This window comes from uncultured Photobacterium sp., from assembly GCF_947502415.1.
Lineage (GTDB): Bacteria > Pseudomonadota > Gammaproteobacteria > Enterobacterales > Vibrionaceae > Photobacterium.
In genome coordinates, this window is sequence record NZ_CANMZV010000015.1 from 47,105 (window position 1) to 60,176 (window position 13,072).

General features: G+C 50.3%; 10 protein-coding genes. 3 read left to right on the plus strand and 7 right to left on the minus strand.

The window, feature by feature from the left end; genetic code table 11:
• Positions 1-164 precede the first annotated feature (164 nt).
• A complete protein-coding gene (locus tag Q0852_RS15790; protein WP_299019550.1) occupies positions 165-3,632 on the plus strand; it encodes a PAS domain-containing hybrid sensor histidine kinase/response regulator in 3,468 nt (1,155 codons plus the stop codon).
• A gap of 75 nt (positions 3,633-3,707) precedes the next feature.
• Here the strand turns inward: Q0852_RS15790 and flhA are convergent, their stop codons facing one another.
• From flhA to Q0852_RS15825, 7 genes are read right to left on the minus strand one after another with little or no spacing between them, the layout of a single operon-like run.
• Positions 3,708-5,807 (minus strand): flagellar biosynthesis protein FlhA, encoded by a 2,100-nt coding sequence (flhA, locus tag Q0852_RS15795; protein WP_299019552.1) that lies wholly within the window; start codon positions 5,805-5,807, stop codon positions 3,708-3,710.
• 16 nt (positions 5,808-5,823) lie between these two features.
• A complete protein-coding gene (flhB, locus tag Q0852_RS15800) occupies positions 5,824-6,951 on the minus strand; it encodes a flagellar biosynthesis protein FlhB (RefSeq protein ID WP_299019554.1) in 1,128 nt (375 codons plus the stop codon).
• Entirely contained in the window at positions 6,951-7,724 is a 774-nt protein-coding gene (gene fliR, locus Q0852_RS15805; RefSeq protein ID WP_299019557.1) for a flagellar biosynthetic protein FliR, read from the minus strand. The genes flhB and fliR overlap by 1 nt, the downstream gene beginning before the upstream one ends.
• Positions 7,725-7,728: 4 nt before the next feature.
• Entirely contained in the window at positions 7,729-7,998 is a 270-nt protein-coding gene (locus Q0852_RS15810; RefSeq protein ID WP_007462886.1) for a flagellar biosynthetic protein FliQ, read from the minus strand.
• 3 nt (positions 7,999-8,001) lie between these two features.
• Positions 8,002-8,730: a flagellar type III secretion system pore protein FliP gene (gene fliP / locus Q0852_RS15815; RefSeq protein WP_299019561.1), complete on the minus strand. Its 729-nt coding sequence runs from the start codon at positions 8,728-8,730 to the stop codon at positions 8,002-8,004.
• On the minus strand, positions 8,730-9,089 hold the full coding sequence (fliN, locus tag Q0852_RS15820; protein WP_299019563.1) for a flagellar motor switch protein FliN: 360 nt from the start codon (positions 9,087-9,089) through the stop codon (positions 8,730-8,732). The genes fliP and fliN overlap by 1 nt, the downstream gene beginning before the upstream one ends.
• Before the next feature lie 11 nt (positions 9,090-9,100).
• Positions 9,101-9,994, minus strand: a complete 894-nt coding sequence (locus Q0852_RS15825) for a flagellar motor switch protein FliM (protein ID WP_299019565.1) — start codon at positions 9,992-9,994, stop codon at positions 9,101-9,103.
• Between the two features lie 801 nt (positions 9,995-10,795).
• Between Q0852_RS15825 and Q0852_RS15830 the strand changes: the two genes are divergently transcribed.
• Both Q0852_RS15830 and Q0852_RS15835 read left to right on the plus strand, forming a co-directional pair.
• Positions 10,796-11,635 (plus strand): OmpA family protein, encoded by an 840-nt coding sequence (locus Q0852_RS15830; RefSeq protein ID WP_299019568.1) that lies wholly within the window; start codon positions 10,796-10,798, stop codon positions 11,633-11,635.
• A gap of 3 nt (positions 11,636-11,638) precedes the next feature.
• Positions 11,639-13,063 (plus strand): sigma-54 dependent transcriptional regulator, encoded by a 1,425-nt coding sequence (locus Q0852_RS15835; RefSeq protein WP_299019570.1) that lies wholly within the window; start codon positions 11,639-11,641, stop codon positions 13,061-13,063.
• The last annotated feature ends 9 nt before the right edge of the window (positions 13,064-13,072 follow it).

Here is a 13,072-nt window from a genome sequence, read left to right on the forward strand (position 1 = left end):
TACAAAATAAAGGATCAAGACCGGCGACGGCATACCTGGCCAAGAACTGTGATCACCTTGATAGAGAGGGAGGCTGTGGATTCGATACCATGGCAATACCAGAGTAAATTAATCAGATAATTGGTTTTTGGTATTACTCACTCTTAATTTTTCAGGGAAGTATCATGGCACAGGGATGGATTGTCGTGCCGGTCTCGTTTGCCTATCTGGGGCTGCTGTTTCTGATTGCCTGGTATGGCGATAAGAAACAGCAGTGGATGGCAGGTCTGCGGCCGTGGATTTATAGTCTTTCAGTTGCAGTTTACTGCACATCATGGACCTTTTATGGCACGGTCGGACAGGCCAGCCAGAATGTTTGGTCCTTCTTACCTATCTATCTTGCTCCGATTTTGGTGTTTACTGTTGGCTGGCGCATTCTGGCGCGGTTGATCCTGATCGCCAAGCGGGAACACATTACCTCGATAGCCGATTTTATCGCGGCCCGTTATGGCAAATCGCAAGGGTTGGCAGTGTTGGTAACTGTCATTGCTGTGATCGGCATATTGCCTTATATCGCCCTTCAGCTGCGGGGGATTACCATGGGACTGGAGCTGGTCGCCCCGGATTTAGGTCAGCCCAGTGGGCTTGATGATAGCGATATTGCCTGGCTGGTTACCCTGGCGCTGGCAGCTTTTACCATTTTGTTTGGTACCCGGCATATTGATATCACCGAACACCATCGCGGAATGATGATGGCGGTGGCGTTTGAGTCGCTGGTTAAACTGGCCGTTTTTCTTATTGTCGGCTTTTTTGCGTGCGGTCTCTTGTTTGAGCTGCCGGATCTCCAGGTACTTAAGCAGGCCTACCTGCTGCCTCATACTCCTCATGTCGGTAGCTTACTGATCCATACAATCCTGACTATGGCCGCAATTATCTGCCTGCCGCGTCAGTTCCATACTACCGTGGTGGAAAATAGCCGGGCTCAGGATCTGCATGTGGCCCGCCGGGTGTTTCCGCTCTATTTGATGTTGATGGGCTTGTTTGTTGTGCCATTGGCATTGGCAGGTCAAGCATTGCTGCCCCGAATAGCAGCCGATACCTATGTGATAAGCCTGCCTTTGCAGCAAGGGGCTGACAGTATTGCCCTGTTGGCTTTTCTCGGCGGGACATCGGCAGCCAGCGGGATGGTCATTGTCTCGACCATAGCACTGGCTATTATGGCTTCCAACGATCTGGTGTTGCCTTTATTGCTGCGGCGGCTGCGAGTATCAGGCCGGGCCTTTAGCGCGTTTTCTGGTTTGCTGCTCAATGTCCGGCGGGCGTTGATTCTGCTGTTGCTGCTGGCGGCTTGGGGTTTTCACCAGGCTCTTGATGAAATTCAGTCGTTATCGGCTATCGGATTGTTATCGTTCGCAGCGATTGCCCAGTTTGCCCCACCGCTGCTTGGGGGGATCTACTGGCGTGAAGGTAATCGTAACGGAGTGCTTGCCAGTCTGTTAGGGGGCTCGGCAATATGGGTGATCACCATGATGGGCCAGACTAATATGCTGGCCGGTTCAGCGGATAATAATTTGTTGCTGTGGTTGCTGGCTCCGCCGCAGTGGCCGTTACTCCATGATCTGTCTTCAGTTGACTGGGGAATGTTGCTGAGCCTGGTTGTTAACCTGTTCCTATATGTACTTGTATCGCTGGCAACCCGCTCTTCACTTAGTGAGCGTTTGCAGGCTGCAACGTTTGTCGATGCTCCTTTACCAGAAACTGAAGATGGCAGCCTTTACCAGACTCGGGTCACAATTGCTGAGCTGGAAATGTTGGCAGCCCGTTTTGTCGGACGCAAGCGAGTACGTCATGCCTTCCGTCAGTATGCCGAACAGCACCAGGAAGCAGTTATGCCTCAGATGCAGGCATCGGCGGCATTGATCCGTCATACCGAACGGGTACTGGCCGGGGTTTTTGGTGCATCTTCGGCCAGGCTGGTGCTGACTTCTGCCTTACAGGGGCGCAACATGCAGCTCGAAGAAGTTGCGACCATTGTTGATGAGGCATCTGAACTGTTTGATTTTAGCCGTGGCCTGTTACAAGGGGCGATTGAGCATATCAGCCAGGGGATCACCGTCGTTGATAAACAGCTTCGGCTGGTGGCCTGGAACCAGCGTTATCTGGAGATGTTTTCTTTCCCGCCGGGACTGATTCAGGTCGGCAGGCCTATTGCCGATGTGATCCGCCATAATGCCCTGCAGGGGCTGTGTGGTCCGGGAGATATTGAAGCCCATGTGGTTAAGCGGGTTGCACACTTGAAGCGTGGTACTGCTCATACATCGGCCCGGACCCGGCCGGATGGCCTGGTTATCGAGGTACAAGGCAACCCGATGCCGGGCGGCGGATTTGTGATGAGTTTTACGGATATTACCGCGTTCCGTCAGGCCGAGCAGGCGCTAAAAGAAGCGAATGAGCACCTTGAGGAGCGGGTCCGGTTACGAACCCGGGAGCTGGAGTCACTGAACCGTCAGTTGGTATCGGCTACCCAGCAGGCGGAGCAACAGGCTCACTCGAAAGGACGTTTTTTAGCGGCGGTAAGCCATGATTTGATGCAGCCACTCAATGCTGCTCGGTTGTTCTCTTCTTCGCTGGCTGAAGTCGCAAAAGAAGCAGAAACAATGAAGTTGGCTCACCATATCGAAAGTGCGCTGGGGGCGGCGGAAGATTTGATCGGTGATTTGCTTGATGTCTCACGGTTGGAGTCTGGTAAGTTGCAGGTTCATGTTAATCCGTTCCCGGTCAGTGAGGTGCTTGATACTTTGAAAGTGGAATTCGGCGCACTGGCCTGTCAGCAGGGGATCACCTTCGAGGTGGTTAATAGCGATGCCGTGGTTATTTCTGATCCCAAGTTGCTCCGTCGGGCCCTGCAGAATTTCCTTACTAATGCTTTTCGTTATAACCCGAATGGCAAGGTGCTGCTGGGGGTACGCAGAAAGTCGGGGCAATTGCTGGTCGAGGTTTGGGATGACGGGCCGGGGATCCCGAAAGAGAAACAAGCCCATATTTTTGATGAATTCACCCGGATAGAGCACACAAGGGGCGATCATGGTCTCGGACTTGGGCTGGCAATTGCCCGTGGGATCAGTCGGGTGCTCGATCATTCGTTGTCGCTGCGCTCCTGGCCGGGGAAAGGGACGGTCTTTGCCCTGAGTGTCCGGCGCGGTGTTCTGGCTGAGCAAATGGCTCAGTCCCAGGAAAAACGTCACCAGAAGCCGGTAACAGCTAAGGTGGCACCGCTGGCTGGGCTCAATGTGCTATGTGTCGATAATGAGCCGGATATTTTGTTGGGAATGGAAAACCTGCTGGCTCGTTGGGGGTGTGAAGTCCGGTTGGCTGAAACGGTTGCGGGTGCGATGCAGCAGCTTGATGATGGTTGGTTGCCTGATTTTGTGTTGAGTGACTACCACTTGGCTAATAACGAAACGGGGTTGCAGGTTTTGCTGCAGTGTAGCTTGCGACTAGGTAAAACTTTCAAAGGGGTAGTGATCAGCGCTGACCGTACCGAAGAAACGCAGTTGGCTGTAAAAGCCCATGGTTTTAGGTTTGTCAGTAAGCCCGTGAAGCCGCTTAAACTAAGGGCGTTACTTAATCAGCAGGTGCCTGCTGCTGGTTAGCAAAGAGTAAAAAACAGCGCCGACATAACTGTCGGCGCTGTTGTAAAGGAGACTTTTTAGTGCGGGGTGGGGGGATTAGCCCATATTGCCAACCACGGAGACACTCTTATCATCCGGGATCTCATTGAACGACAGCACATGCAGGCCGCGAGCACAAACACGGGCATAACGTGCCAGTAGCGGGCGTAATTGCGGCAGTACCAGCAGGATCGGGGTATGGCCGTGCAGGCGCATATTATCGAGTACTTCCGGCAGGGTTCGCTGCAGTTTTTCGATTACTGTCGGCTCTAATGCAAAGCCGTCCAGTTGGACATGGCCGCCGGACTGAGCCTGGCTGAGGGCTCCCAGCAACACATTCTCCAGTTCATTCGACAAGGTGACGGCCGGGACATCGGCACGCATGCCGATCAGGTTGCCCAGTAGTACTCGGCGCAGCACACAACGTACGTCGGCAGCCAGCAGGATCGGATCCTGTGACAACTCCGCCGATTCTACCAGGGAGTTGGCAATCGTGACGATATCCGACAGGGATACGCCGTCAATCGTTAGCTGGCGGAATACTCGCAGCAGCTGCTGCGGCGTGAGCTTCTTTTGCAGGTCTTCAGCCAGTTTGGCATTGATGCTTGCCAGGCGGTCAATGACGCCAGAGACTTCTTCCGGACTCAGAATGTCATCGATATGATCGTTGACCACTTTGCTGACATGGGTCGAAATAATTGTCGCATGGTCAACCACGGTATAGCCGAGGTTCACGGCTTTGTCTTTGTCTGACGGTGCAATCCAGACAGCTTCCATTCCGTAGGCCGGATCTTTAGTCAGGATACCGTCGACATTGCCGTAAACCTGACCCGGGTTGATCGCCATCAAGTGATCCATTTCAAGATCCGCCTGAATGATTTTCGCCCCTCTGACCAGGATTTGGTATTGGCTCGCTTCAAGGCCCAGATCATCTTTGACATGAATTTGCGGGATCACAAAACCTCGCTGTTCGGTCAGGGTCTTGCGAATACCGACCAGGCGATTGAGCAGCTCGGCGCCTTGGCGACGGTCGATTAGGTTGACCAGGCGGAAGCCGACGTTCAGGCTCATGGCATGAACAATGGGAATATCACCGGTAACCAGCTCTTTGTTTTCAGGTTGTTCGTGCTGTTCGACAATCTGCTCTGCCCGCTCAAGATCTTCGTGCTTGGTCGGCGCTTCGTAAGAGCGCATTCGCCAGGCGGTCAGGCCGATTAAAGCGGAAAAGCACAGGAAGGCCATGTGAGGCATACCCGGGATTAGACCCAGGATCAGCATGATGCCGGAAACGACGAACAAAGCGGTTGGCGATGCCAGCATCTGTTTGCTGACCTGCTTGGACAAGTCGTCGCTGTCAGCTACACGGGTAACGATGATTGCAGCGGCGGTAGCCAATAGTAGTGACGGGATCTGGGCAACCAGACCGTCACCGATGGTTAGCAGGGCGAAGGTCTGAAAGGCGTCGGAAAACGACAGGCCGTGCTGGAACACACCGATGCTGATACCACCGATGATGTTAATAAACAGGATCAGCATCCCTGCAATGGCATCACCGCGGACGAACTTCGAAGCACCGTCCATTGAACCGTAGAAATCGGCTTCCTGGGCAACGTCTTCACGGCGGGTCTTGGCCTGGATGTGGTCGATAATACCGGCGTTCAGGTCGGCATCGATCGCCATCTGTTTACCAGGCATCGCATCCAAGGTGAAGCGGGCGCTTACTTCCGAGATACGCTCGCCACCTTTTGTGACCACGACGAAGTTAATGATCATCAGGATCACGAACACTACCATACCAACGACATAGTTGCCGCCGATCACGACGTCACCGAAGGCTTCGATAACTTTACCGGCGGCCGCGCCACCGTCATGGCCGTTGAGCAATACTACCCGGGTTGACGCTACGTTCAATGCAAGGCGCAGCAAGGTTGCGACCAGGAGGATACTAGGGAAAACCGAGAAATCGAGCGGGCGCTTGCTGTAGACACTGACCAGCATTACCAGTAGTGCCAGGACGATGTTGAAGGTGAATAGCATATCCAGCACCAATGGTGGGATAGGCAGGATCACCATCGCCAGTATCGTCATCAGGAGCAGCGGGATCCCTAATTGTCCCTTGGCGAGTAGCTGCAGTAACGGGGTGAGTTTTTGTTTCATTTCAGCTCAGTTCCTGTTATCGACGTAATTCTTTCGGAATCGTGACTTGTGGGAATTCAGGTTCATGGGACTGACGTCCCTGCTTGTATTGTTCCATCTGGAATACAAAAGTTAGTACGTGGGCGACAGCGATATATAACGGGGCCGGAATTTCCTGCCATTCGTTCGTGGAGTAATACACTGCACGGGTAAGGGGTGGGATTTCGACCACCGGACAATTATGCTTGCGAGCAATCTGCTGCATTTGCAGTGCTGTCTGATCCACCCCTTTGGCTAGGACAAAAGGCGCATTGGCTTTATCCAGATCGTATTTCAGGGCGATGGCGTAGTGAGTCGGGTTAGTGATAACGACATCGGCCTGCGGTACGGTTTTCATCATCTGTCTCTGCGACATCTGGCGCTGTAGCTGACGGATTTTAGCTTTAACTTCCGGTTTACCTTCGCTGTTCTTGTGTTCATCCTTGACCTCCTGCTTAGTCATTTTCAGCTGTTTGGTATATTCCCAGCCGGCATAAGGCATCTCGCATACGGCTATTAGCAACAGGGCTAGCCCGAAGCTGAACAGCCCCAGCCATAGGAGGTCAACGGTTTGTAAGATTGCTTCCGTTAGCGGCATACGCTGGAGCATCACTATTTGTGTCAGGTGGCTGTTGAGCAGCCAGTAAAGGGTCGCACTGATCAGCGTAACTTTAAGAATACTTTTTATTAGCTCGGCCACCGATTTGGTTGAGAACATCCGCTTTATCCCCGAGATCGGGTTGAGCTTAGAGAATTTAGGCTGTGCTGCTTTACCGGAGATATTCCATCCACCCCGGATAATATTGGCCAGGACAGTGATAAACATCAGTAGTCCTAGCATTGGGCCGATGGCCTTCACCATGGTCGTCAGGCTTTGAGACAGGTGCTTGAACATATATTCCGTTTCAAAGGCGGCTTCTTTCGGTAATACCATATTGAGGTTGGTGATCACCTTGAACATTTCGGCCATGGAGCTGGAAAAAGCGGTTAGTAACAGGGCGGCGCCGACCGTCATCAGGGCCGTGACCAGCTCTTTTGAGCGGGGCAGGTTACCGTCTTCCCGGGCTTTGCGCAGTTTCTGCTGACTGGGTTGTTCCGTTTTGTCCTGACTGCTGTTGTCACTCATCAGCGCGCCTCCATGTTAGCCATCATCTGCAGGGTTTCACTACAAAGACGGGTGAAGTTCTCCGGAATACTTGATGTGGTGATCAGCAGGCAGATCAGGCCGAGCATCATGGTCATCGGAAAGCCGAGTGCAAAAACGTTAAGCTGTGGTGCCGCTCGGTTCATCATGCCGAACGCGCCATTGACCAGCAGCATGGCACAGACAGCGGGCAGGGCCAGTAACAGGGAGGCGGCAATCATCCAGCCAAAGCGCATGATGACGCTGTACAGTGCATCCTGGCTCGGCATTTCGCCTACCGGCCATACTTCAAAACTGCGAACTAAAATATCCAGTGCTACCAGGTGGCCATCGAGGGCCAGAAACAGCAACAACGTATAGACCTGGTAGTATTTACCCAGCGCCGGGATGCTGACGCCGTTGATTGGGTCGTTCATCATCGCCATACCCAGACCCATCTGCATCGACAGGATCTGGCCCATGGTGGTAAAGACGGCAAACAGCAGTTCCAGCATCAGCCCCATCAGGCCACCGATGATCATTTGCTGGCCAGCCAGCAGTAGTGCATCCAGTGATAACGGGTCGACACTGGGCATTGCCGGCATTAGCGGTGCAGCAAGCATACTCAGCATGAAAGCAAGGCCAACACGTACACGTACCGGGACGCCGTTGCCACCGAAAATCGGCATTAGCATCATTGCGGCACTGAGGCGGAAGAACGGCCACCAGATCTGTCCAAGCCATGCGGTTAGCTGAGCGGCTGTAATGTCTAACATTGCATCAGCCAATCAGGTGCGGGATGTTGAGGAATAAGCGGTTGAACAGGTCGCCCAGAGTGCGCAGCAGCCATGGGCCGGCAAAGCCTAGCATTGCCAGTGTCATCAGCAGGCGCGGCAGGAAACTGAGCGTTTGCTCGTTGATCTGGGTCGCAGCCTGAAAAATACTGACAAGCAGGCCGATAATCAGGCTGGGGATGATCATCACACAGACCATGCTGACGATGATCATTAATGCCTCGCCGAAAAATGTAGCGAGAAATTCTGTTCCCATAATCTATCCGAAACTTGCGCTAAGTGTACCAACGGTCATAGACCAGCCATCCACCATGACAAAAATCATTAGCTTGAACGGCAGCGAAATAATCAAGGGTGACAGCATCATCATACCCATCGCCATTAAGACACTGGCGACCACAATATCGATGATTAAAAACGGGATAAACAGCATAAAGCCGATTTGAAACGCGGTTTTCAGCTCGCTGAGAATGAAGGCTGGCATCACAATCAGGAAATCGAGCTCTTCCATGTTATTCGGTGCCGGCTCATTGGCAATGCGCAGGATTTGCTCCAGATCCGTTTCCCGGGTCTGCTGAAGCATAAAGTGGCGCAAAGGTTTTTCAGCTGTACTCAGTGCCTCAACCATGCCCATGGTTCCATTTTGGTAGGGAACCACGGCGTTGTCGTAGACATCATAGAGTACCGGCCGCATGATAAACAGCGACAGGGTCAGGGCGATACCGATTAGTACCCGATTAGGTGGGCTCTGCTGCAGACCCATAGCTTGTCGAAGGATGCCCAATACGATGATGATCCGGGTAAAGCTGGTAACCATCAGCAGCATTGCCGGCAAAAATGCCAGGGCGGTCATCAGCAGGAAGATTTGCAGTTTGACGCTGTATTCTTCCGGTCCGTCAGGACCGTTGATAGTCAGCAGCGACAGATCCTGCGCTAGCGCCGGAGAGCTAAGCAGCAGGCATACCAGTATTACCCAGAGTCGACGCATTACTTGGTCAGCCCTTTTAGCATATCGTTGTCATCAACAACATTAACCAGACGCAGTCCGTATTTGTTGTTGACGATAACCACTTCAGCATGGCCCAGCAGAGTACCGTTCACTTTAACATCCATCGCTTCACCGCTCAGTTTGTCCAGTTCGATAACGGTACCCAGAGAGACATTCATTAAATCGCCAACCATCAGTTCGGTACTGGCAACCTCAAGGGTCAGGTTAACCGGAATATTGCGGATAAACGACATGTCCTGCGGTGCCGTGGACTGTGAGCCATGCATCGGCTCCTGGCTTAGACTGCCGAGGTCCAGTTCATCAAGGTCAATATTCAGATCATTGGTTTGTTCAGACATGGTGGTTCCTGTTACTGTTTAATAACATCTTGAACTTGCAGTACAAGGCTTGAGTTGTTTTCCGCAATGCGGGCCTTGAAAAGGGATGTTTTACCTGCGCGGACGGTTACTTCGCCCGGAAGCTCTACAGGAATAACATCACCAGGTTTCAAATCCATTACTTCACCCAGCGCCAGACGTTTCTCACATAGCGTGGTCATTAGGTGCATCGGGACATGACACAGTTTCTCCTGAATTTTCGCCTGAAGTTCAGGGTCGGCTTCGACATCAGCAGGTTTGCATTGCTGATCGCGCAAAAAATCCAGACCGCCAAAAGGCAGCGCAATATCAAACCAGCCCTGATGACCGCAGACTTCAATCGTGAAGCGACAAACCTGGTACAGCTGGTTGTTCTGCATTGGGTTGCCAAGGCGCAGGGTGTTTTTCTCTGTCAGTGTGCTGTGCCAGCTGGTGATGCTGTGCCAGCCGCCGGCAAATTGTTCCAGTGCCTGATTGAAGAACAGCTCGACTAGACGCAGTTCTGTATCACTCATATCACTGTGGCGGCGTTTGTTACTACCGCTGCCGCCAAAGAATAAATCCACCATAAAGAACAGCAAGTCGCCATCAATAGAGACGGCACCATGCAAATCGTGGGGGCTGACAGTAAATTCCCGATATAGGCTTGGCTTCTTCAATTGCTGCAAATAATCCTGCAGCTTGAGTGTGTCTTGTTGCTCGAAGCGGAATTCAACGGGGTGACGCAACAAATGATGGAAAGATTGGCGCGCCGATCTTTCGAATTGCTTGCAGACATTATCAATAATGGCTTGCAGGGCGCCAATACGGTGTTCTGGGCTCGCGAGATCAAAAGCTCGAACTTCAACCTGGTCAAGTTCTGAGATAATTTTGCTCTTTTTCGTCATAACCTATGGCAACCAATGAATTTACGTGAAATGTATAAATTACGTTGAATATGATAATTAAAGTTTAAATATCGTTTTTAATATTATTATTAGTTCGCTAAAACGACTATTTATTATAGTTCGATTAAGCGACTATTTATTTTAATAAAACGACGTTGATATAAATATTGGAATTAACGTCACAATAAACACATCGTTAATTATTAACGGTTTTTTGCAGTACATGTAAGAATGTTAACAAAAGGGTGGTTATTGGTCAATCTGTTCTTTTCTTGAGCAGATGTAAACCCAATATTTCCGTGATTTTTGTTACCTGTCAAATTATTTTTCCGATATACTTTGTCGGGCACATTAATTACAGTGTCTGTTAAGCGCGGGAGACTACCGTTTGAGTAATAGGTTTGTCAAACAAATATATTGTTTGATGCATACGTCAAAATATTACCGTGCGTTATTCTGTCTGTGTTCATTTTATTGACAGTTGACAGATAAACTCGAATGTTTTCTCATTCACCATAATAATAAATAAATTTGACGCCCAAACATCAACAGAAAGCAAAACCCTCCTATATATAAGGAAAATTCTGCTGGTGTGATGGATTTTAAGGTGTTGTTTTCTTATTGTTTTTCTCTGTGGCTTAAAGTGTTTGCAATAGTCAAATATTAGAATAGCCAAAAATCAATTGATTTTGTCGATGGTACACCCAGCGGCCGGGGTAGTTTTGCCCCTCTTTACCACGAAACATTTATAACGGTTATTTAGGCTCTGTGATGGTTAGACGAAGCGTTGCTACCTTATTGATGTTACTGGCTTCTACTCAAGGTTATAGCCAAGAAAAGACAAGAATATCGGCCTTGGATAATAGTCAGTGGACATATAATGGTAATAAAACAATGTGCTCTATTTCTCACGAAATAGAAACTTTTGGTATAGCTGAAATTATTGCCGAGGCAGGTGAAGAAACACGGCTAGAAATTAAATCGAATGAGCTGAAAAAACAAGTTGCATATCGTTCGATTTATGAAATATCACCGGTTTGGGCTACCGGATCGGAAAAACCTATTTATGATATTGGAATGATTGATTTTTCGCCGATCACTGGTGAGTTAGTTATTCATCAGGCTGGTTCAGTTTTCGATAAATTAAAAAATGGAACCTGGATCAAAGTCCTTTTAAAAGATGAGCGTCAAATAACTGACGGTGTCGTTTTATCCAATATTAATTTCCTGCAACCTGCAGAAGAATTTTTAAAATGCCGTAATAACCTGCTGCCTGTTAACTATCAGCAAGTCAGGAACAGCGAGTTTTATTTCGTATCGGGCTCGACCAGTGTTTCTAGAGAAAGCCTTCGGGCACTGCGCGGTATCTCGGAGTATATAAAGGAAACGGCTTCGATAAGTAAGGTATTGATTGATGGCCACTCAGATAACCGTGGCCGTACTGGTGTGAAACTGAGAATGTCTCGGGAGCGTGCCGAAGAAGTGGCGGCAGCGCTGATTGAGTTCGGTATTCCCCACAAGATGATCCAAATTCGTTCTCATGGCGATCGCTATCCTATCGCCGATAACGCTCAGGAATTAGGGCGGAAAAAAAATCGACGGGTAACAGTGCGTTTAATTAAAAAGTCTGCGGCAGGTTAGTAAATGAAGAAGAGTTGGCAAGTTTTAATGTTTCACCCCCACCACCCTGGTTTAGAGCAGGTACTGGCCGAGGGGGAAGCTAAAGGATACCAGTTAACCCAGACAGCTGATTTGGCTGACTGTCTTAACCTTCTTTCACAACATCACTGGGATTTGGTGTTGGTACCGGCTTGGTTGGCGGACGGGACGGAAGCCGCAGATCTGATCAAGCTGGTACAGCCTCGTTACAAAGGGGAAGTGGTTGTGGTTTCAGAGCTGCAGCATGTCGCCCAGGTAACACGAGCACTCCAGCAGGGTGCGATGGATTACCTGTTGATCCCGTTTGGCCACATGCACTTGAGCCAGCTTGTCCAGCGTCTTCAGCCTGAACAGCAGCGCCAGGCAATCGTGACAGAATCACACCAGAGCAAGCAATTGTTCCAACTGGCACAACGGGTTGCCCAGGCTGATGCTTCAGTATTAATTAACGGTGAGAGCGGTACCGGCAAAGAAGTGCTGGCACGTTTTATCCACGAGTCATCGCCAAGAGCTGCCGGACCGTTTGTTGCAATTAATTGTGCGGCTATCCCAGAGACCATGATTGAGTCGATTCTTTTTGGTCACACCAAAGGCGCTTTTACCGGTGCAACGTCAGCCCAGGCCGGTAAGCTGGAGATCGCTAATGGCGGTACCCTGATGCTGGATGAGATTGGTGAGTTACCGTTGTCATTGCAGACTAAGTTATTGCGTGTATTGCAAGAACGCGAAGTCGAGCGTCTTGGCAGTCACCAGAAAATCAAATTGGATATCCGGGTATTGGCGGCGACAAACCGTGACTTGGAGCAGGAAGTTGCTGAAGGCCGTTTTCGTGCCGACCTTTATTACCGCCTGAATGTCTTTCCGTTGTACTGCGCGACACTAAGAGAACGTCGGGAAGACATCGTGCCACTGGCACGACACTTGCTAGCTAGACATATGCCAAACGACCAGATCACGACAGAGTTTACTGAAGAGGCACAGCTTGCATTGCGCAGCTATGACTGGCCGGGAAATGTGCGGGAACTGGAAAATGTGATTCAGCGAGCGCTGGTTATGAGTCGAGGCTGTTTGATCCGCGGCGAGGATTTGATGTTACCGATGAAGCAGCAACAAAGCTTCAAACCTGAGCTTATTGTTGAGACGAAAACAGTGCCGGTGAGGCAATCGGCTGCCGAAAGCGATGACAAGCCGAATTTGCAGAAGAGCCGTAAGCTGGCTGAGTTTGACACCATTATCGAAACATTACGTCGTTTTAATGGCCATCGCAGTAAAACGGCTGAAGAGCTTGGTGTATCGACTCGAGCTTTGCGATACAAAATCCAGACAATGCGAGAGCAGGGGCTGGATATAGAAAAAATAATAACTGGGCAAAATACGGATTTTGCTGCAGCCAATATCAATTATTCATAACTGAACCGT